The sequence below is a fragment of the uncultured Bacteroides sp. genome, from assembly GCF_910585845.1.
Taxonomy (GTDB): Bacteria; Bacteroidota; Bacteroidia; order Bacteroidales; family Bacteroidaceae; genus Bacteroides.
Genome location: NZ_CAJUHF010000052.1, coordinates 1 through 22,060, shown reverse-complemented (window position 1 = coordinate 22,060; position 22,060 = coordinate 1). Strand labels below are relative to the sequence as shown.

Genomic DNA, 22,060 nt, shown 5'->3' with positions numbered 1-22,060 from the left:
ACCAAGTCCTTGGAATTAGTGGTTTTCATGAGAAAAAGCGTCCAAACTTTTCCTTTAAATTACTAAACTTCAAGGACTTTTGAAAATATAATCGCTTAAAAATTAAATGTTTAACAGCATAAATTTATTTTTTGTCATCTACTAAAAAAATATTCACTAATTTAATTCAACCAACAGGTTTTTATAGTACTTCAATGAAATTCTATAAGCTATCACACGATTTAGAAACAGGCAAGAAATATCCACAGGTAGAGTGCCTAAGTCCTTTCACTGCGTCTCAAATAAGTCCGTGGAATAAATTGTCGTGTAATCCTGATTTGAGGTTCAAATTAAGGAGAGGTGCCGTAATATCTGACTTTCCCTCAACAACAGCCGGACCGGGTTGCGATATGCTTATATCTCCTGAATTATATGAAAGCATCAGGCATTTCAATGTCATGCCACATCAAATTTTTCCGGTGACAATAGAAACCAATAAAGATGTTAGGGAATATTTGTGGGTGCATTTATATGGGCCATCATTTGTCGATTCAATAGATTATGAAAAATCATCTTTTATTCGGACAGAGTGGACTATTCCACAAGAGCCTATAACATTGGAGTCATTCAGTCAATATCAGCAATTAAAATTAAAGGATAAGACCGGGGCTTTTGGTGTAACTTCTAATTCACTTGCGCTACGCGATAAAAGCACAATTTGGGATCTGTTTTTCCCATTTCCATTCGACAGTACAATCTTTATTTCTGAAAGGTTGACAGATGAACTAATAAGGTCTAATTATACCGGTTTGTCAATAGAACCGACAAATCTAATCACTTGCACATTGAATAATGAAACTGACTGATAAACGATTTTGGAACAGATTAGGAAACACGGTCAATGAGTTATTCTTTTGGCTCTTTATTGTGTTTGCCGTGTTGCTAACCATTGATTTATGGTGTTTGTTGGCGACTGTCATAGTATGCCTGTTTGGTGCGATGGATAAGTCATTGACATTGTTGAAAATATTTAGAGCATTTGGGATAATTCTCATGCTTTTCTCCAATTTTACATTATGGCTGACAATGTATTCGCCAAAGATATACAAATGGCTTGTGTCAGTGGTCCGTAGTAAACGACTGAGACTATTGTATTTCCTGACATTAGGCTATGTGAACACATATCTGCTGAACCTCTATTACATCAGATTCAGATATAACCAGTATGAACTGACACAGTATCGTGTAAATGTGATATATTCGGTTTTAGTCATGTTCCCAATCATAAATATCCCGGTCTATATAGCAGCCATTCGTCGTAGCGGGCGACAAGTATCCTTGGGCTATGCGACTAAGTTATATATGCAGGGAAGATTAGCAACGTACTTGATACAAAAGGATTATTCATCATTGATTAAAGATGGAAATGAACAGTGAAATATACCATCCTATAAATTTGATTGATTGCGAGTGTTCAATCAATTCAATAGACTACAATGCAACGGATCTTGTTGTCGAGCTGGAACGGTTCGACAACAAAGGTATAGTCAGAGTTGAGTTCAAAGAAGTATTCGCGTATCGCGTGACTTTGGAACATTTCAGAATTAACGACATACTGATTTTCAAAAAGGGGAAAAAATATTTCAGAGCTTTATATCCTATGGTCTTTATGGAGGATACATCTTTCTGTAAAAGGAGAAGTGCTTGAAGACTACATGAATCCTTTACCCATATGCTGGAATCTAAAAATCTCCCGCGACAAACCTAAAGATTTGTATATTTGGGTACGCGATAGTGACCCTGCCGACAAACTACCTATCCCTACCTTAAGTTTTACATTTTATGATCAACGTAAGAAGCATTTCGACGGAGAGGGAATCAGTGGTGGATACATAAAGCTATTATCCCCCCAAACAAATACTTTGGCATTTAGACGAAAAAGCGGGTAGATGGTGGAAACTGGAAGGTAGAGATGACATTGACATGAAAGATGTACCCTTTCTTGGATTCTCTGTACCGGAACATGTGATTATGGCAAAAGAAGAAACCTTTCACCCTCACGATAGATAGCCCCATACTTGGTAGTGCGGAGAGTTGGTATGAAGTAACCGATTCGGCCATATACGTGAGGATTTACATTAACGTTTGCTCCTCACTTTCCTTCTTACCACCTCTCTCCTCTTCAGCACGAACATCGGCAAGAACAGGAAGATGACGACAACGGACATGACCAGTCCCCCGATGGTGCCTGCTGCCAACGGAAACCAGAAAGCCTCCTTCTCCGCCCCGACCATGAACGGGACGAAGCCCAGAATCGTGGAAATCACCGTGAGGGAAATGGGTACAACCTTGGCATTCCAAGCTTTCGTATAGGCCCTGAGCATGGAAAGACGGGGGAAGCGGCGGCGGATACTGTTGTACTCATTCAGGATATAGATGCTGGCATTCACCGTAATGCCACACAAGAGCACGAAAGAGGCAAACCCGCCTTGGTCAAAGTTCAGGCGGAACCAATAGAACGTAAGGAACACCCCAATATAAGAGACCGGAATGACAAAAATAATGGCCAAAGGCTGTTTCAACGAATTGAACAGAATGCTTGTCGTAAAAAAGATGATGCCTATGACTATCAGCAACAGCAGATACTGCTTACTGTCCTTCCTTCCCCACGACCATGACTGACTGTCCGACTCGGCTGTATACCCCATAGGGAGCAACTTGTTGAACTCCTCCACATCACGCTTCTGTATCTTGTTCCCCTGCTCGGACGACCCGATATACTCGTATTGCAGGCAGAGGCGGTATTGCTGGTTCTCCTTGGCAATCTGTTGCGGCATCTGCCCTTTCTCCACAGTAGCCAGTCCGGAGAGCTTGTAGTGCTTCCCGTTGGCCGCGCCATAGGGGAAGAACTGCATCGCCCACACGTCATACTCGCGAGACTGGCGGGAAGAGAGCCGGATGTTCTCCGCCCCGCTCTCCGTGACCACCGAACCCGCCTGCATGTTCCTGCCGAAGATAGGCTGGATGGTAGAAAACAGGTGTTGGGCGTTTATGCCCTCCTGCGCCATGCGCTCTTTGTCCAGATTGAAGTAGAACTCCTGATAGTCATCCTTCCACCAAGAGAACTCCGACTTGATAAACACCTCCTTGATACGGCGGTGCGAAAGCAGCACTTCCTTCAGTTTCTCGGCCCAGGCATAGAGTTCATCGTAATTATAGCCGTACATCTTGATGCGATAGGAGCCTGCACTCTCACGGACATCATTGCTGAACCCCTGGTCTTGCAAGCCATACACATCCCAGCTACCCCCGCCCAGCTCGTTTACCTTGCCTATTAGGTTCGCCTTCAGCGTATAGGGGAAGCCGCTATACTGATACTCCTTCTTGAAATAAATCCGAATGTTCCCCCTTCGGGCATTGTAGACCGAGGCATGGAACTGCTTGATCTCCTTGAAGCCGCTAAGATAGGCCTCCATGCGCTTCACCAGCGTATTCATCTGCTCCAGCGTACTTCCATTCGGGAGGTTCGCATTGGCATAGAGCACTACCTCTTCATTGCGGCTGAAATAGCTCCCCTCGTACACTTTCTGCACAAACAGGCGAAGGGTACCGCCCAATGCCTTGTCCACTACAGGTTTCACTTTCTCCTTGTAGGTGGAAGAACCTAACGCCTTGTTATACCATTCCGCCCACTTGCCTTCGCCTTCCATCTTTTCGGGAATCAGGAAGACGGGCAAGCCGAATCCTAACACCAAGGCAATGCATACCGCCACCCTCCATCGCAGCAGGAAACGGATAAGCAACTGATAGAAACGAGTAAAGCGCACCGTGATCCGGCGAATACGCACATGGGCGCGTACCCATCGTTTCAGGCCCTTCCCCGACGAACGCCTGCGCCCTCCCGTAAGCCTGAGCTTCTCAATCATTGCAGGCACGAAGAAGAGCGCGACAAAGAGGGATACCGCCAGATTGATGATCACCACCGCGGCAAAGTCCTGCAAGTTCAGGCGCAGTTTCTCGTCCAGGAAGAAGATGATGACCAGCGCGCCCATCGTAGTCAGCGTGGCAGCCAGGACGGACATAAATGCTTTCAGGTTGCGCCGGTGCAGGATGTGGTCGGCCATCACAATCGTACTGTCTATCACCAGATTCAGCGACACGGTGATTCCCGCCAACGAATAGAGTTGCATCTCCAGTCCGAAAAGATAGTAGAAGATAACCGCCACAGCGATGTTTACCGTCAGACTGGTGACGATCAGGAACAGGTATTTCAGATTGAGCGTAATCAACCAGACAAACAGCAGCAGGATAAGCACCGTCAGCCCCGTACGGAAATAAATCTTGTCCAACTCCTCGCGGATGTACTCCGTGGCATCGTAACTGGTGTGTACCTCATAACCGGACGGCAGCGTCAGGCGGATGGCTTCCATCTCCTTCATCACCTCATTGCTCAGTTGCAACTGGTTGGCACTCTCTACGGCGGTGATGGAGAGGTAGATTGAATTCAGCCCGTTGATGCGGTAATAGCTCTGAGGTTCCTCTTCCACGTGGGTGACCGTCACCAGTTCATCCAAACGGATGATTCTGCCGTCCGAAGCCGTAACCATGATCAACGAAGGGTCGAAACTGCCTCCGGTTCCGTCCGGCACCAGCACCAGGCGTATCCATTGCTCACCGGCAGGCGTGTCTATGTTGTGCGTCCCCAGAAACTTCTTATTATAATGCAGCCTGATGGACTGCCGGATATCCGAGAGGCTGATGCCCAACGTCCGCAACTGTTCGCTGTCGTACTCCAGCCGCCACTCCATCGGTGTGGCGCCGCTCAGTTCTATCTTGTAAATGCCTTGCAACCCGGCCAGGCGCGGCTTGATGTGCTCTTCCGCATATTGCTGTATCAGGATGGGCGTAGAAGGGGCATTCAACGTGAACGAGAGGAACGGGCGGGCGGCATTCTCATCGGGCACCTTCATGTCGATATACGGATAACTGACCCCGGCAGGCAGCTTCGCCCACGTCTGGCGGATGATGGTGGACGCCTCAAAGCGCACCGCGTCCACATCGGCGTGCTTGTCCAAGTCCACCGTGATGCGACCGTAGCCATTGCCCGAGGTGGAAGAGATTTTCCTTACCCCCTTGATGCGTGCCAACATGGACTCCAACTTGCTCGTCGCCTCCATCTCCACCACGCGCGAGGAGGTGCCCGGCATACTGAAACGCACCGTAAACCCTGGCAACGTGCGCGACGGATTCAGTTTGACCGGGAGCAGCGGTACCAGTGCCAACCCCACCAGTGTCAGACAGACAAAGGTGACGATGAGGGTGAAGGGAGAGAGGCTTTTCATGAGGAGTGGAGAATTGAATGTTGAAAATTGAAAATTGGGGGTTGAGGGTTAAGAACTAAAAAGGGGGGACATTCTTTGGTGAGGGGCGGGAGGCTCACTGGTCGTAGTCGAACTTATCGGAGAGGGAGAAGCCACTGGCAAAGTCGTGCAAGGTCAGTTTGCGGATCTTGTAGTAGTTCAACCAGTAGTTCTTTAAGGCCGATATGTAGTTACGCTGTGCTTCCTGCTGGCGATTCAGGGAGAGGGTGAGACTGCTGATGTCCGCCTTGCCGATGATGAAGCGTTGGCGGGTCTCATTGTATGCCAGGATGGAGAGATCGAGGGCTTCTTCGGCACTCGTCACCAGGGCTTGCTGGACATTGAAGTCATTCACCGTCATGATGACTTCCTCCTCGATGCTGATCTCATTCTGCCGGGAAGAGGTCTTCACGACATTCAGGTTGTTGCGTGCCATGTTGTACTTTCCTTTGCGCACGCCCCAGTCCACCAACGGGATGGACACGCTGACGGAGACCATCTCTTGCTGCATCGGATGATGATAGGCGTCGCCAAACTTCTCCGCCACCTGGTTGAAGCCGACACTGGCGTTGATGCTGGCATTGAAGCGGGATTCCTTTCGGGTCTTATCCACATTCCTCTCCGCCTCCAGCACGTTCTGGCGCAGGCCGAGGAAGTCCGGATTATTGGAGCGGGCGGCATCCAGGGCGGCATCCACCGGGATAACCAGCTCACCGGGACGGCTGGGAAGTTCGAGCCTGATCTCCGTGCCCTTCTCCAGATTGAGGAAAGAGGCGAGCGAGAACATGGCACGTTTCAGCGAGCTTTCGGCGTTCTGCAACGTATTGCGGGCGTTTACCACATCCAGCTTCAGCGTCAGGAGGTCGGCACGGCTGATAGAGGCGATCTTCAGGCGTTGCATGCCGATGCGGTAGAGCGTGTCGGTGGAGACGACATTCTCTTTGGCGAGGTCATACTCAGCCTGTGCCATGGCGAGAGCGAAGAAATAGGTGGTAGCCTGTTCGGAGACCTGCTCGGCATTGTAGATATACTCTTTCTTTGCCTTCTCATACTTCAAAGGCTCTATCTTCCGTTCCCAGCGGAAAGGGTTATAGCCGACCAGGTTTTGCGAGTATCCCACGCGTATGGGGACGCAAGTGTACTGGGTATAGGAGTTTGAACCGATGCTGCGCATGTAGCCCAGTTCCGTGTCCAGATAGAACGTACCGCCCGTCAGGTCGAAGTTCTGCTTGATGGCGAGATTGCCGTAGGCATAGAAAGATTGTTGGCTGCGGTAGATGTCCAGGTCTTGTTCGGAGTCGTAACGTTTGGTGATGTCACGGTTATATTGTGCGGGGGTCATGTTCAGCGTCAGGCTCGGCAGGCGGTTTGCCTTGTAGGTGCGGTATTCCCAATAGCCGGCCAGATACATGTTTTTCGTGCGGAACGCTTCCAACGAGCTGTCGTTTGCCAGGGCAATGGTCCGTTTCAAGTCCAACGTGATCTGCTGTTGGGCGGCTGACGGGAACGCTACAAGAACTCCCCAAAGGATGATTAAACCAAGTTTCTTCATTATTTCAAGTTTATTTCAAGATAATTCTAAGTTTATTTCGAGATGACTTCAAGTTTACATCAAGATAATCCTAAGTTTACTTCAAGACAACATCAAGCCTACATCAAGTTCACATCAAGACAACCTCAAGTTCACATCAAACTCATTCCCAAGCGACTTCAAACCGTTACTTTCTTCCTGTAGATAAACCAGTAAACCAACGGTATGACAAACAAGCTGACCAGCGTGCCGACCGTCATCGCCCCGATCATGGCAATGGAGAGTGGCTTCTGCAACTCCGAACCCATATCGAAAGAGAACAGCAACGGCACCATCGCAAAGATCGTAGTCAGCGAAGTCATGATGATGGGGCGCAACCGACGGCGTCCCGCCTCATGAATGGCATCCAACAGAGGCGTCCCCTGCCGACGCAGTTCGTTGATGGCATCCAGCTTCAGAATAGAGTCGTTGATGATGATGCCGCACGTCACAATCAGCCCGATGGCGGACATCAGGTTCAACGTATGCCCGCATGCCCACAACAGCAGCAGGGCGAACGCCACATCTATCGGAATCTCCAGCAACACGATAAGCGGCTGTACGAAACTCTCGAACTGCGCCGCCAGAATGAAATACATCAGCAGGATGGAGATGAACAGGATAACGACCAACTCGTCCAACATCTTCCGATTGGAGAAGAAACTTCCGGAGAACAACGTATCCCAGTCGCCGGTGCCGTCGGCAATCTCCTTCACCTGCTGCATGAGGGGTTCCGCCCGCTGCACGTCGTAGAAGCGGAAGGGGATATACTCTCCGTTGCGCCCTGCGGTGATGGACTTCAGGTCTTCCGACGGGGCAATTGATACCAGTTCGCGAAGGGGAAGATATCTGGCTCCCGCCTTGTCCGCCCGCGTCGGCACCAGCGTCTCCTGCAAGATGCGGTTCACCGTGCGCTCCTCTCCCACGATGCTGATGGGCAGATACTGCTGATAGGAGTGGAGGGTGGCTATGCTGTTCTCCTTGAAAGCGGTTTTCAGGGTGCGGTACAGTTCATCGTACGAGACGTTGTAGAGCAGGAGCTTCTCCCGGTTGATGCGGATGTCCAACTGGTTCTCGAAGGCGATGCTCGTGGGGGCGTGTCCCGTGCGGGAGGTGAAACGCTCTTCGAGGGTGCGCAGCTCTCCGGCAGTCGGGAGCTTCTCCTTGCTGCGGGAGTAAAGCTCCGCCACGACATCCGCCTCTCCCGTCACAAACAGTTTCTCGAACACCGTCTCCGGCGGGGAGAAGGAGACGACGGCCAACGGGTATTCCGACTTCAAGGCACGGTATATCCGCTCCTGCAAAGGGGCTATCGCAGCCGGGTCATCGGTCTTGAAATAAAGCTCAGCCTCGGAGGAAGAGAGAGCCTGCTCGCGGTTCAGGAGATAGTCCTGCCGGCCGATCGAGGCCGTCTGCTCCACGGTCTCTGCGCGGAACAGGGCAAAGAGGGCGTCCACGCGGCGGCGGTTCTCGTCCACATGGATGTTTTCGTTCCATTCCACGCGGACTATCAGTTCGTTCTGGTCGATCCGGGGCATGCGCTCCTTGCCGATGAAGCGGAACATGAACACGCACAGGGGCAGGGAGAGGAGGCAGAAGAGCAGGCTCGCCGTCTTATGGGCGAAGATGAAATCGACTCCGGCATCGTAGAAGCGGTCGAGCGAGTGCGCCTTGATGGGATTGTTGATGCGCAGGCGGGGGAAGAGGGGTTTCCGCAGGCCGACGCGGTAGACCAGCATGTAGAGCACGGGGAGGAGCATAATGCCCGTCAGGTAGGAGACCAGCAAGCCGACGGTGACCGAGAACGCCTGGTCGTAGAAGATGGCTCCGGCTATGCCGCTCATGAAAATCAGGGGGACGAACACCGCCACCGTGGTCAGCGAGGAACTGAGCATGGGAGTGATCACCTCACCGGTGCCCACCACGCAGGCCCGCCGGAGCGAATATCCCCGTTCGCGGTATTGCGAGATGTTCTCCGTCACGATGATGCAGCTGTCGATCATCATGCCCAGAGCGAGGATCAGTCCGGAGAGGGAAATGATGTTCAGGGACATGCCGAACAGATAGAAAAACAGAAAACAGACGACGATAGAGACCACCATGCTCAGCCCGATGATGAAGGGAGACTTGACGTCGCCCAAGAAGAGCACGGCGACCAGGCAGATGAACAGGAAGCCCAGTGAGAGGTTCTGCTGTAGGTTAGAGATGGTGTAGTCCAGCAGCTCGGTCTGATTGCGTGTGACGCAGAAGTCGATGTCGGGGTAGACACGCCGGAAATAGTTCATCGTGCGGTTGACGGCACGCTTCATGTCGTCCATGTTCTCGTCCGCCTGCTTGATGACGGCCAGGGTGACGGCGCGTTTGCCATTGCTCACGGAGACTCCTTTCTCGCGGACGGGAACGACCGCTATCCGGCAGAAATCGCCCAGTCGCATGATGCGCCCCTCCTTATTAATAAAGACGTTGCGGACGTCCTCTTCGGTGCGCAGCAGGGTGGAGAACTTGATGTTGTATTCGTAGTAGCCGTTGCGCACAGTCATGCTGCCCGGCTCTACGTTGTTCTGCACGAGGGCCGTCTCTACGTCCTCGATGGAGAGCCCCAGCATGGCGAGCTTGTCGGCGTCGGGCTGGATTTGCAGCTGACGTTCCACGAGTCCGGTGATGTCCACCATCGCCACCTGCGGGAGCTGCTCGATGCGGCGCTTGATGACGCTCTCGGCAAATTCGCACAGGTTGAGGAAGGCGTCCGTTCCGGCATCGTCCTGCCCCTTCAGGGTCAGGTTGAGGTAGAAGACGGGGATGTCCGTAGCACTGGCTTTCACCACCTTGGGGCGTTCCGCGTCCTTGGGGAGGTAGTTCATGGCGGCGTCTATCTTCTCGTTCACTTCGATGAAGGCGAGGTCGGTGTTCGTGCCGTAGTCGAAGCTCAGGCGGATCAGGCCGGCGCCGTCGCGCGTCTCGCTGTCCATGTCCTTCAGGCGGGCGACCTGGATAAGTTGCTGACGCAGGGGGCGGACGATGGTGTTCTCCAGCTCGCGGGCGGAGGTGTTCGGGGTGGAGACTTGCACCGTGATTTCCGGTATGGCGATGTCCGGCAGCAGGGAGACGGGCAGGGTGAAGTACGTCACCAGCCCGACAATGAAGCAGGCGGTGAAGGCCATCAGTACGGCAATGGGGCGCTGTATAAGGAATTTGACCATTCTTTTTTACTCTTTGATCACGATAAATTTACTCTTTGATTACGATAAACTTACTCTTTGATTATCGCAAGTTTATTCTTTGATTACCGCAAGTTTACTCTTTGACTATCACAGGCGCCTCGTGCGCGAGGTTGACGTTTCCGGTCAGGATGACGGTGTCTCCCTCCTGGATGCCGTCATCCGCCAGGGTATAGCTTTCGGCGTTCTCCAGTCCGGTGTGCACATAGTTCCAGCGGGCTTTCCCGTTCTCGAGGGTGAAGACCACCTGCTTGCCGGAGCGCAGCACCACGGCACTCTTCGGGATGACGAGCTGCCCCTGTAGCGAACGGTGCACGCTGACGCGGATGTTCATCCCATTGAAGAGGCGCCCGCGGCCATTGACGGCGGCTTTCACGCGGACCATGCCTTTCTCGTCCACCAAAGGGTTGATTTCGGAGATGCGCCCTTCGTAGCGGGCGGCAGGGTCGGCGTAGGGGGTGACTACGACCTTGTCGCCGCTCTTGATCAGCGGGAGTTCGTTCTCCAGCACGGTGAAGTCGGCCTCCATGCCCTGCGTGCCGACCAGAGTGCAGAAGGCATCGGAGGTGGAGGCGGCGTTGTAGGGCTTGGAGAAGAGGTTGGCAACGACGCCGTCGAAGGGGGCGGAGAGCGTGGCGTGTTCTTCCTCGTAGGCGGCGAGCTGGTATTGGGAGAGGCTTTGGTCGTAACCGCTCTTGACGCGTGCCAGGCGCATGATGTCAGCGGGCACGTGGGTCAGTCCTTCGGGCACGCGGAGGGTGTCGGAGACGGCATATCCCTGTCCGATGAGCACGTCTTGCAGTTCGAGGCGGGCGCGTTCGAGGGCGTCCAGTGCCTGTGCGGTCTTGTTTGCGAGGCGGAACTTGTCGAGTTCGGCAAGTTTCTGCCCTCGGCGCACGTGGTCGCCGTTCTTCACGTAGATGTGCGCCACGATGCCGGTGCTTTCGAAGCGCAGGTCGGCCATGCCTCCGGCGGCGATCTTGCCGGTGCTCACCAGTTCATGGCTGAAGGGTTGGCGATGGAGGGTGGCGATGGTGACTTCGTTCCGTTCGGCAGGCAGCAGGGTGGAGACGCCCGCATCGGCAGGCTCTTCCCGCTTCGCACCGGAGCAAGCCGTCAGCAGGAGCAGCGACAGGGAGAGGAGGAGACAGTGGTTCTGTATTTTCATCATAGGGTTTGTTTTTCATTTTACGGTTGGTCTGTGCAAATGTAGTGGTTTTTCCTATACGGGATGCTATATATCTATGGACAAAACCAAAAAAAATGCAGAAAAGTAGTTCTTTAACTATCAAGCGGGTAGACCCACGGCCGGAGGGAAGCTGTGGACAGAAGGATGGCGAAAAAACGGAGGTACATTGGCGGTACATTGGCGGCGTATTGGCGCCGAAATGTCAACGTACGTTAATCGGTGTTTTTCCGCCCCGTTATAGTTGCATTGTTGGATTCGCATATACACGCCAAGCCGTCAAAACCGAAAGAGCCACGGGACATAAGCATGTTTTCTTCCGATTATTTCCATTAATCCATGTAAAAATCGTATTTTTGCGTGCTAATCATTGCGTATAAACACCAATTGCGTATAAACATCAATTGTAGATAAACATCAAAGGAATGACAGAAGATATCAAAAAAGCCTGCCAGGTGATGAGCGAAGGTGGCATCATCCTATACCCTACCGACACCATCTGGGGCATTGGTTGCGACGCCACCAATGCCGAAGCCGTGCGGCGCGTGTATGAAATCAAGCAACGCTCGGACAGCAAAGCGATGCTGGTGCTGGTCGATTCTCCCGTAAAGGTAGACTTCTACGTGCAGGACGTGCCCGACATCGCCTGGGACCTGATCGAGCTGGCCGACAAACCGCTCACCATCATCTACTCCGGAGCACGCAACCTCGCCCCCAACCTGCTTGCCGAAGACGGCAGCGTGGGCATACGCGTCACGAACGAGGAGTTCTCGAAACGCCTCTGTCGCCAGTTCCGAAAAGCGATCGTCTCCACCTCCGCCAACATCAGCGGACAGCCCTCGCCCGCCTGTTTCAGCGAAATCAGCGAAGAGATCAAGTCGATGGTGGACTATGTGGTAGGATATCGGCAGGATGAAGCCGGACAACCCAAGCCCTCCAGCATCATCAAGCTGGACAAGGGAGGCGTCATCAAAATCATACGTAAATAAAAGAAGCCCAAAAACATCCGGTTTTTAACGCACGACGGGACTAAACAGAGTGACAACTCCCGTCAGCCCTTAAGAAAACAAAGGATAACCCCTAAGAAGATTAAGATAGGTATAAATGGAAAAAGAGAAGAAAAACTTGTTTCAGCAATTCCTGCTGTGGCGCGAGAAGAACATCAAAGAGAAGCAGTTCATCCTGATACTCAGCTTTCTGGTAGGTATCTTCACGGCATTCACCGCCCTGATACTGAAGATGCTGATACACTGGATACAGAATTTCCTGACGGACAACTTCAACACGACGGAAGCCAACTACCTCTATCTGGTCTACCCCGTAGTCGGCATCTTCCTCGCCGGACTCTTCGTCCGCCACATCGTGAAAGACGACATCAGCCACGGAGTAACCAAAATCCTCTACGCCATCTCCCGAAGGCAAGGGCGAATCAAGAGGCACAACACCTGGTCGTCCGTCATCGCCAGCTCCATCACCATCGGCTTCGGCGGTTCGGTAGGAGCAGAGGCACCCATCGTGCTGACCGGATCCGCCATCGGCTCCAACCTCGGAAGCATCTTCAAGATGGAGCACCGCACGCTCATGCTCCTCGTAGGCTGTGGAGCCGCAGGAGCCATCGCCGGCATCTTCAAGGCCCCCATCGCCGGACTGGTCTTCACGCTCGAAGTCCTGATGATAGACCTCACCATGACCTCCCTCCTGCCCCTGCTGATCTCAGCCGTCACCGCCGCCACCGTCTCCTACATCACCACGGGCACGGAAGCCCTGTTCAAATTCCACCTCGACCAACCCTTCGAGATGGAACGCATCCCCTACGTCATCATGCTGGGCATCTTCTGCGGACTGGTATCGCTCTACTTCACCCGCGCCATGAACTCCGTCGAAGGCCTCTTCGGCAAGCTCAAGAACCCCTACCAGAAACTCGCCCTGGGAGGCGCCATGCTGAGCATACTCATCTTCCTCTTCCCCCCGCTCTACGGCGAAGGCTACGACACCATCGAACTGCTGCTCAACGGCACCTCCAACGCCGACTGGGACACGGTGATGAACAACTCCCTCTTCTACGGACACGGAAACCTGCTGCTGCTCTATCTGATGCTCATCATCCTCTTCAAAGTCTTTGCCTCCAGCGCCACGAACGGGGGCGGAGGCTGCGGCGGTATCTTCGCACCCTCGCTCTACCTGGGCTGCATCGCCGGCTTCGTCTTCGCCTTCTTCAGCAACAAGTTCGACTTCTCCTACTACCTGCCCGAAAAGAACTTCGCCCTCATGGGCATGGCAGGCGTCATGAGCGGCGTCATGCATGCCCCCCTGACAGGCGTCTTCCTCATCGCCGAACTGACCGGAGGATACGACCTCTTCCTCCCGCTAATGATCGTAGCAGTCAGCTCCTACCTGACCATCATCGTCTTCGAACCCCACAGCATCTACTCCATGCGTCTGGCCAAGAAGGGCGAACTCATCACCCACCACAAGGACAAAGCGGTACTGACGCTCATGAAAATGGAGAACGTCGTAGAAAAAAACTTCGTCGCCGTCCGCCCCGAAATGGACCTGGGCGAACTGGTGAAAGCCATCTCCGCCTCCCGACGCAACATCTTCCCCGTAACTGACCAAGCCGGCATACTGCTCGGCATTGTCATACTGGACGACATACGCAACATCATGTTCCGCCAAGAACTGTACCATCGGTTCACCGTGGGCAAACTGATGACCACCCTCCCCGCCCGCCTGTACGACACGGACAGCATGGAGCAGGTGATGCGCACCTTCGACGACACGCAGGCATGGAACCTTCCCGTAGTGGACAAAGAGGGCCATTACCTCGGCTTCGTCTCCAAGTCGAAGATTTTCAATTCTTACCGCCAAGTATTGGTGAATTTTTCAGAAGACTAAGAACATTTAAAACGTAAAGTATCGGTCTATTTTCAGAAGACCAAGAACATTTAAAACGTAAACGACATGATGAGAAAAGAAGATTTGCGAATTGTATATATGGGAACTCCCGACTTTGCCGTCGAATCCCTTCGCTGCCTGGTAGAGGGCGGATATAACGTAGTAGGCGTCATCACCATGCCCGACAAACCTGCCGGACGGGGACATAAGATACAGTACTCTCCCGTGAAACAGTATGCGCTGGAACACAATCTCCCTTTGCTCCAACCGGAAAAGCTGAAAGACGAAACATTCCTCCAAGCCCTGCGCACGTGGAAAGCGGACATACAGATAGTCGTCGCATTCCGCATGCTGCCCGAAGTGGTGTGGAGCATGCCGCGCCTCGGCACCTTCAACCTGCATGCCTCGCTCCTGCCCCAATACCGTGGAGCCGCCCCCATCAACTGGGCAGTCATCAACGGAGACACGGAAACAGGCATCACGACCTTCTTCCTGCGCCATGAGATCGACACCGGTGAAGTGATCCAGCAAGTGCGTGTCCCCATTGCCGACACGGACAACGTAGGCATCGTGCACGACAAACTGATGACGCTCGGCGGGCAATTGGTGACCGAAACTGTAGACGCCATCCTCAACGGCACGGTAAAGACCATCCCCCAAGAAGAAATGGCAGTCGGCGGCGAGCTGCGCCCCGCACCGAAGATATTCAAAGAGACTTGCCGCATCGACTGGAACCAGCCGGTGAAGCGCATTTACGACTTCATACGCGGTCTCTCCCCCTATCCTGCCGCCTGGTCCGAGCTGCTCCTGCCCGACGGCACGACAATGGTAGTGAAGATATTCGAGACCGAAAAGCTCTCCCAACCCCACCAGCTCTCCCCCGGCACCTTGCTGACGGACGGCAAAAGCTACATCCGCATCGCCGTGACTGATGGTCTTATCGGCATCCGTGCCTTGCAACTGCCGGGCAAGAAGAGGCTGAAGACCGATGAACTGTTGCGAGGCTTCCGGTTGACGGAAGAGGCGCGGATGGCGTGAGAGAAAGATACAGTCCGATATCCCGTATCGCGGAGTATCGCCTGCCTGCGAATCTCTTTTCTTTACAGAAAAACATAAGAAAGTCTATTTTACAAAAGAAGCCAAATTCACTCCTTGACTGAACGGCATTGACTCAGGGACTGAAAGGGTTTGAGTCCCTGACTGAATGCCTTTCAGTCCCTGAGTCAATCCCCCCCCCTTCTCAGAAGGTGTTCTGACGGGGGTAAGAGGGGAAAATCGCTTCCATTTTTTTCAAGATCAGAAATATCTATATTTATATACACTTCCCAAAGCTCTACTACAGAATAAACCTTTAGTTTTACTCCCCCAAAAACTATCCCAAGATAAAATCCATCCATCCCCACACTAATTTATCAGCCATAATCTTGTCCGTTTCCCCAAAAATTCCTTTCTTTGCGCAATATTAATCCCTAAAACATTGAACGCCTATCGAAAGACATTACGCTAAAAAATAGAAAAAGATACACGTAATGAAAGAACAACTCACCGCTACCGACGAAAAGTTGGTAGCCCTCTATGCACAAGGCGATAACGAAGCGTTCGATGTCCTGCTGAACCGTCACAAAGACCGGCTCTATGCCTACATCTATTACACCGTGCGCAATGAAGAACTGGCGGAAGACATCTTCCAGGAGACTTTCACGAAAGCCATCATCACCATCAAGCAGGGACGTTACAACGAAAACGGCAAGTTTCCCGCCTGGCTCACGCGCATTGCGCACAACCTTATCATCGACTGTTTCCGCCAGGAGAAACAGGAGAACTTCGTATTCTGCGACGAAGAAGAACGGAACCTGCTGAACAATATCCGCCTCTCCGAAGGAACAATAGAGACGGAAATCGTAAACCGCCAGATTATCGCGGATGTGCGCCGCCTGATGAAGCACCTGCCGGAGGAGCAACGCGAAGTCGTACACATGCGCTTTTATCAGGACCTGAGCTTCAAAGAGATAGCAGAGATGACAGGCGTCAGCATCAATACCTCCCTCGGACGGATGCGCTATGCCATATTGAACCTGCGACGCATGGCCGAGAAGCATGGGATAGTCTTGACGGTGGACTAAAGATTTTGTAGGCTCACACATACTAATTCCTCTTCATCTCCGTTTTCTACATAGAAAAGGTACTGTCCGTAACGGTGATGGATAGTGTGCCTTCGGAGTCTAATCATCAAAATCGACGAGCCTATGGATAAAAAAACTACTCTTTCTTTGGCCACTTCATCTGCCAAGACATGCAGAGACACTGCCTCTGCATCCTCCCACCAACGCCCAAGGCCTTCTGAAAAGACACTCGCTTTTATCCGTAGTTTCGCCCGCAGCTATCGGGCAGAACCCCAACCGCCGAAGGGCTCGCAGAGAATAATATTAGGATGAATGGAATCTTTTGCCTACATTTGTAGTAGAATATTGGATATGTCCTATTAAATATAATGTATTTATGAAACCAATCATAGCCCCTTCTATCCTGGCAGCAGACTTTGCTTATCTGGCAAGAGACCTGGAAATGTTGAACCGCAGTGAAGCCGAGTGGGTACACATCGACATCATGGACGGCGTGTTTGTGCCCAATATCTCTTTCGGCTTTCCCGTCCTGAAATCCGTAGCCAAGATCTCCAAGAAGCCACTGGATGTGCATCTGATGATTGTACAGCCCGAGAAGTTCATCAACGAAGTGAAAGCACTGAGTGCACACATCATGAATGTGCATTTCGAAGCCTGCCCGCATCTGCACCGTGTAGTGCAGCAAATACGCGAGGCAGGTATGCAACCCGCCGTAACCATCAATCCGGCTACTCCTGTGGCCATGCTGAAAGATATCATTCAGGATGTACACATGGTACTGGTCATGAGTGTCAATCCCGGTTTCGGTGGGCAGAAGTTCATCGAACATTCCATTGATAAAGTGCGTGAGTTGCGCGAATTGATAGACAGCACCGGCTCCAAAGCCTTGATAGAGGTGGATGGAGGGGTGAATCTGGAGACAGGAGCACGCCTTGTAGCTGCCGGTGCCGATGCCTTGGTTGCCGGAAGTGCCGTCTTCGCAGCCCCCGACCCCGAGGGAATGATACACGCATTACACAACCTTTAACCCTCCGCTCCGTTGATTATCACCTACATACAACGGCATCCGTTCTCACGACTTCTGATGCCGTTTGCAGGTGGTATCATCGGTGGGGACGCCTATTTTTTTTACCAACGCCAGGCGCTATCCCTATATACAACGGCTGAAACTTCGTTTTGGCTATCCCCACTCTTGCCCGTATGGATTTGCCTGTCCGGTTTCTTATTGCTTTTCGCAGCCTATTTCTTATCCCGCAAGTATCGTTTCAATTACTTATATGGCATTGTCGTTTTTCTTTGCTGCTTCGCGTTAGGTGCCGGAATTACGGAAGGACGGTTGCATCGCACGGATTTTCCTTTCTCTGACAAAGCGGAAGTTTATCAGGCCGTCATTCAGGAAACACCGGAGACGAAGGAACGAAGCATCCTATGCCGGGTGCGGATAGAAGGGAAGGTAGGTGCGGACAATTTATGGGTGGAAAAGTATAACCATACCGCTCTATTGTATCTGTCTAAGGATTCCGCCTCAACCACACTGAAGCAGGGAGACAGGCTCTGGGTGCATGCCCGGCTGATGCCTCCCACGAACAACAGCAATCCGGATGAATTTGACTATGTACGCTATTTCCTCCGCAAAGGAGGCAGTGCCACCGCTTACGTGCCTGAGGGACACTGGCAGGTGGTAGGATACGAAACTTCCCGTACGCTTCGCCAAGCCTCTTTGGACTATCGCAGGAGAGTAATAGAGCTGTATCAATGCCTGGGCTTTCAGGGAGATAATCTCGCCATACTTTCAGCCCTCACTGTAGGCGACAAGGAGAACCTGAGTGAAAACATTCTGGAGACATACTCCATCGCGGGCGCCAGCCACGTATTGGCACTTTCGGGACTGCACATCGGCTTCCTCTATGCTCTGCTGTTCTTTCTTCTTTCCCGCCTATGGAAGCGGTGGGGTTTCTTCAAACCTTTCGGGCTGACTATCATCCTCCTGCTTCTGTGGGCATTTGCCTTTTTCACCGGATTATCTTCTTCCGTGGTACGTTCTGTCATGATGTGTACCTTAGTAACCCTTTCCTGCCTGCAACCGGAAAAGCCTTTATCAATGAACACACTGGCGGCTACGGCTTTTCTCATGTTACTCTATAATCCTCTTTGGCTATTCGATGTAGGATTTCAACTTTCTTTCACAGCGGTAAGTGCTATCATACTGATACAGCCCAAACTTTATGCTCTATTTGCCATCAAACAACGTGAAGCTGCAAAAAAGAACGCACTGAAACACTCCGAACTTTATACTCTATTTGCCATCAAACAACGTAAAGCCATAAAGAAGAACGCACTAATATATATCAAACTTTATACTCTATTTGCACTGCATCGCCTGCTCCGCTACGTTTGGGGGCTACTGACAGTTTCAGTAGCCGCACAAATCGGTACCGCCCCTTTGGTGATATTCTACTTCCACCGTTTCTCCACTCATTTCCTGCTGACGAACCTGTGGGTAATTCCTCTGGTGACAGTCATTCTATACTCTGCGATTCTGATGCTCCTGCTGACTCCGTTCCCCACACTGCAACACGGATTTGCCCGGGTAGTCGATATCTTGCTGGATATCCAAAACGCCGGGCTTCGACAGATAGAGCATTTGCCTGTATCTTCCGTAGACGGGCTGTGGACAGATGTTTGGGAGATTCTTCTCTTTTATCTTTCTCTGCTATTCCTCTTCCGCTGCCTCAAACTCCGCACGGTCCGCAGTATATATACAGCTCTGTCTTGTCTGTTCCTCTTCAGTGCATACCATACAGTTTCAATCTGTCTGTCTTTACCTCAACGGAGCATAAATTTCTATAACGTTCGCAATTGTCCGGCAGTCCACTGCCTCACAAACAGTAAGTACTCTTGGCTGGCTTGTGCAGACAGCCTACCGGACACCACCCGCTTATATCGGACCCTCCGTCCTTACTGGAGCCATATACATTTGGTTCCGCCAAAGATGGTAACGACAGATTATTCTGTTCCCGGTTTTGCTTTCCATAACCATCTCGTTTTCTATGCCGGAAAATGTATCTGCCTGCTACACGACAACCGCTGGCAAGGCAAGATATCCAGTCAACCGCTGAATGTCGATTACCTGTACATATCCAATGGCTACAATGGAAATATCACGGAACTCACTTCCCTATTCCACATCCATACCGTCATATTGGATTCTTCCTTGCCTGCCTATCGCAGCAACTCCCTGAAGAAAGAGTGCGGACAACTGGCGATCCCCTATATATCCATAAAGGATAGAGGGGCACTGTGCATCCGGTTATAAGAATCATACACCGGACGTCAGGCATCCGCCGCCACCTTTATCCCGAACGCACAATACGTCAGATACAGCACACATGCCAACACCACCAACAGACCACCTGCAATTCCGACACTGCCAATGGCACCTCCCATCACCGGTGTCACCACTCCTCCACCGGCAACAGCTGTAATCATCAGTCCTGAAATCTGGTTTGCCTTCTCCGGAAGGGCTTGCAGTGCCATCGAATAGATAATAGAGAATACGGACGAAGCAAAAAAGCCTATGGCGCCTATAATACGTAAGGCGGAAGAAACATGGGGCAGTGGGGTTGTGGAACAGCTAAGCTTTGACTTGCAGGAGGCATTTCCCCTTGACCGAGGTTTTGGCACTACAAATCTTTGGGCTATGAAGAAATGGTATTTATTCTTTTCTTCATCAGAGGCAACAGAAAAACTCCACCAAGTTGGTGGAGAATTGCAACATGCAAATTCTCAAAGGATTATAAAATTCCACCAAGTTGGTGCAGAAATTGATACTGACTTTCCGCTGATTCTCGGTCTGGTGCCATGGCGTCATCAGGTTAACATTATTACAAAGTGCAAGTCGGTTGATGAGGCTGTTTTCTATTTGAAAGAATGCATATTGAATGGTTGGAGCCGTCAAACTTTGGATAACTCTCTGAAAGCTAACCTATACAAGACCCATGGTAACGCTATCAGCAATTTTTCTCAATATCTGCCGGAAGCCCAAAGCCGTATGGCGCAAGAAATCACTAAGGACAACTATGATTTTGGTTTTGTAACTGTTTCAGCAGACTATAAGGAGGAACAGCTTGAAGCGGCGTTGGAGCAGAATATCACCCGTTTTCTTCTTGAACTTGGAACAGGATTCGCTTTCGTTGGCCGACAAAAGGAACTTATTGTCGGGGGACGTACCCGCCGAATTGATATGCTGTTCTACCATATCCGCCTAAAGGCATACGTTGTGGTTGAACTGAAAGTAAAGCCATTCGATCCCGCGTATGCCGGAAAACTCAACTACTATGTCAATGCCGTTGATGAGCTGCTTAAAGGAGCTGATGATAACCCCACAATCGGACTGTTGATTTGTAGCGATAAAGATGAGACCGATGTGCGTTGGGCATTCAAAGGGATACAAACCCCTATGGGCGTGGCTTCATACGATAATGTCCAGATTGCTTCGCCTTCAAATCTGCTTCCTTCTGCCGAAGAACTGCAAGCAAGAGTGAGATTGGTCGAAGAAGAGTTAAGCAAGTCTAATGACTAAATTCATTGCATTTTCTGCATTATCCGCATAATCTAAGTACATGACAAAAATTTGAAAATATCAAATTTCGGCTTGTAGAGAGGTCTGAGGAGAACATTTTCGATTTCTTCCAAACCATACTTTACCAGCGATTTGGCTCTCTTGCCGTGTTTCAATATTCTGACAGCTTTCACATTCATATCCTTATGTTCGCCCACGAGATACGCCCATACCAATGCCATGCAGACCATCGCCGTAAGACGCGCGATGCGGTCGATGTCGCGCAGGTGTGTGTCCTCGATATTGAATCCGGAGGACTTCATGGCGCGAAAGCATGTCTCAATCTGCCAGCGTTGTCTGTAGGTTGCCACAGCCGCTTCCTGACGGTTGTAGCAGATCAGGATTTGCAGTTCAGGGACACCATCGGAGTTTTTCAGCATGGCTCCGGCTATGTAGACATATTCACCTTTGAGCAAAAACAGCTTGTCGTAGACACGTTCCTGTCCGAGCCTGAGTCCGTGGAACAGATGCCATGCCCTGACATCTTCGGAGGACTTGGGATTACGCAGCCAAAAATTCTGCTTGATTCGCAGGTAGTACCGGATACGTCTGTTGTTAAGATACTCGACCCACTGCTTTCCTACAAACTCGCGGTCGGCGACGAGGGAATCGATACACTCTGCACCGAACAGCCTTATAAATCTATCGATCAGCCGTGTCCGCTCTTTCCAATTGGAGTTGCCGCGTTTGTCAAGCATAGTAAAGAGCAGCGGAAATGCAACCCCCTTGTATGTCACTCCAAGCATAAGGATATTGATGTTTACATCACCGAATTTCCAGTTGGTGCGGTCAAGGCTCAGAACCAGTCCTGTCTTGACTGGCAGAAGTGCAAAAATCACTATGGCTATGAGGTCAAGGCTGAGAGCATATCCGGCAAGGAATCTCTGCAGACGGCGCAGGTTGGAATCACGCTCAACACCCGTAGGCATCGCCGACGCTATCTTGTGGAGGCTGACCGTCTGCACAATACAAAGGGCGTGAAGAACAAACGCAAGCAATTTTATGCGAGCCAAATTCATTACCGGGCCAAGATGCGCTTGCATAATCGGGACAATTTGATTAACTTTGTCGCAGTCCCTGGGAGTTATCGTAACTTTCATGGAAAAAG

At 51.3% G+C, this 22,060-nt stretch carries 15 protein-coding genes and 1 pseudogene; 9 read left to right on the top strand and 7 right to left on the bottom strand.

Annotated features, from left to right (window positions below; translation table 11 throughout):
* The first annotated feature begins 194 nt into the window (after nucleotides 1-194).
* Together QZ323_RS12205 and QZ323_RS14470 are read left to right on the top strand one after the other, a co-directional pair.
* Entirely contained in the window at nucleotides 195-845 is a 651-nt protein-coding gene (locus tag QZ323_RS12205; RefSeq protein ID WP_294634972.1) for a hypothetical protein, read from the top strand.
* Nucleotides 846-1,694: 849 nt separating this feature from the next.
* Nucleotides 1,695-1,928 (top strand): hypothetical protein, encoded by a 234-nt coding sequence (locus tag QZ323_RS14470; protein WP_363175101.1) that lies wholly within the window; start codon nucleotides 1,695-1,697, stop codon nucleotides 1,926-1,928.
* Between the two features lie 189 nt (nucleotides 1,929-2,117).
* Here the strand turns inward: QZ323_RS14470 and QZ323_RS12200 are convergent, their stop codons facing one another.
* The 4 genes from QZ323_RS12200 to QZ323_RS12185 form a co-directional block, all read right to left on the bottom strand.
* A complete protein-coding gene (locus tag QZ323_RS12200) occupies nucleotides 2,118-5,321 on the bottom strand; it encodes an efflux RND transporter permease subunit (RefSeq protein ID WP_294634971.1) in 3,204 nt (1,067 codons plus the stop codon).
* A 94-nt stretch (nucleotides 5,322-5,415) separates the two neighbouring features.
* The gene (locus QZ323_RS12195) at nucleotides 5,416-6,891 is read right to left on the bottom strand and encodes a TolC family protein (RefSeq protein WP_294634969.1); all 1,476 of its coding nucleotides are present in this window, start codon (nucleotides 6,889-6,891) and stop codon (nucleotides 5,416-5,418) included.
* Between the two features lie 158 nt (nucleotides 6,892-7,049).
* Nucleotides 7,050-10,109, bottom strand: a complete 3,060-nt coding sequence (locus QZ323_RS12190) for an efflux RND transporter permease subunit (RefSeq protein WP_294634968.1) — start codon at nucleotides 10,107-10,109, stop codon at nucleotides 7,050-7,052.
* A 94-nt stretch (nucleotides 10,110-10,203) separates the two neighbouring features.
* Nucleotides 10,204-11,298 (bottom strand): efflux RND transporter periplasmic adaptor subunit, encoded by a 1,095-nt coding sequence (locus tag QZ323_RS12185; protein WP_294634967.1) that lies wholly within the window; start codon nucleotides 11,296-11,298, stop codon nucleotides 10,204-10,206.
* A gap of 440 nt (nucleotides 11,299-11,738) precedes the next feature.
* On the opposite strand from QZ323_RS12185, the gene QZ323_RS12180 reads away from it, so the two are divergent.
* The 3 genes from QZ323_RS12180 to fmt all read left to right on the top strand — a co-directional run bounded on the left by QZ323_RS12180 (nucleotide 11,739) and on the right by fmt (nucleotide 15,246).
* Complete coding sequence (locus tag QZ323_RS12180) at nucleotides 11,739-12,302, top strand: L-threonylcarbamoyladenylate synthase (protein WP_294634966.1); 564 nt, start codon at nucleotides 11,739-11,741, stop codon at nucleotides 12,300-12,302.
* A 115-nt stretch (nucleotides 12,303-12,417) separates the two neighbouring features.
* Nucleotides 12,418-14,208 (top strand): chloride channel protein, encoded by a 1,791-nt coding sequence (locus QZ323_RS12175; protein WP_294634964.1) that lies wholly within the window; start codon nucleotides 12,418-12,420, stop codon nucleotides 14,206-14,208.
* Between the two features lie 66 nt (nucleotides 14,209-14,274).
* Nucleotides 14,275-15,246: a methionyl-tRNA formyltransferase gene (gene fmt / locus QZ323_RS12170; RefSeq protein ID WP_294634963.1), complete on the top strand. Its 972-nt coding sequence runs from the start codon at nucleotides 14,275-14,277 to the stop codon at nucleotides 15,244-15,246.
* A gap of 185 nt (nucleotides 15,247-15,431) precedes the next feature.
* Here fmt and QZ323_RS12165 read toward each other — a convergent pair whose 3' ends face one another.
* Nucleotides 15,432-15,605 carry a hypothetical protein gene (locus QZ323_RS12165; RefSeq protein WP_294634962.1) on the bottom strand — a complete coding sequence of 58 codons (174 nt, stop codon included), beginning with the start codon at nucleotides 15,603-15,605 and terminating at the stop codon, nucleotides 15,432-15,434.
* Nucleotides 15,606-15,737: 132 nt separating this feature from the next.
* Between QZ323_RS12165 and QZ323_RS12160 the strand changes: the two genes are divergently transcribed.
* The 3 genes from QZ323_RS12160 (at nucleotide 15,738) to QZ323_RS12150 (ending at nucleotide 19,647) form a co-directional block, all read left to right on the top strand.
* Nucleotides 15,738-16,331 carry a sigma-70 family RNA polymerase sigma factor gene (locus QZ323_RS12160; protein ID WP_294634961.1) on the top strand — a complete coding sequence of 198 codons (594 nt, stop codon included), beginning with the start codon at nucleotides 15,738-15,740 and terminating at the stop codon, nucleotides 16,329-16,331.
* A gap of 376 nt (nucleotides 16,332-16,707) precedes the next feature.
* Complete coding sequence (gene rpe / locus QZ323_RS12155; RefSeq protein ID WP_294634960.1) at nucleotides 16,708-17,358, top strand: ribulose-phosphate 3-epimerase; 651 nt, start codon at nucleotides 16,708-16,710, stop codon at nucleotides 17,356-17,358.
* A 12-nt stretch (nucleotides 17,359-17,370) separates the two neighbouring features.
* Nucleotides 17,371-19,647: a ComEC/Rec2 family competence protein gene (locus tag QZ323_RS12150; protein WP_294634959.1), complete on the top strand. Its 2,277-nt coding sequence runs from the start codon at nucleotides 17,371-17,373 to the stop codon at nucleotides 19,645-19,647.
* Between the two features lie 17 nt (nucleotides 19,648-19,664).
* Here the strand turns inward: QZ323_RS12150 and QZ323_RS12145 are convergent.
* Nucleotides 19,665-19,919, bottom strand: a pseudogene (locus QZ323_RS12145) (MFS transporter); the annotation flags it as partial.
* Here QZ323_RS12145 and QZ323_RS12140 point away from each other — a divergent pair.
* A complete protein-coding gene (locus tag QZ323_RS12140) occupies nucleotides 19,909-20,913 on the top strand; it encodes a PDDEXK nuclease domain-containing protein (RefSeq protein WP_294634958.1) in 1,005 nt (334 codons plus the stop codon). The pseudogene QZ323_RS12145 and the gene QZ323_RS12140 overlap by 11 nt on opposite strands.
* 32 nt (nucleotides 20,914-20,945) lie before the next feature.
* Here QZ323_RS12140 and QZ323_RS12135 read toward each other — a convergent pair whose 3' ends face one another.
* Nucleotides 20,946-22,052, bottom strand: coding sequence for an IS4 family transposase (locus QZ323_RS12135; protein WP_294634973.1), 1,107 nt, complete (start codon nucleotides 22,050-22,052; stop codon nucleotides 20,946-20,948).
* Between the last annotated feature and the right edge of the window lie 8 nt (nucleotides 22,053-22,060).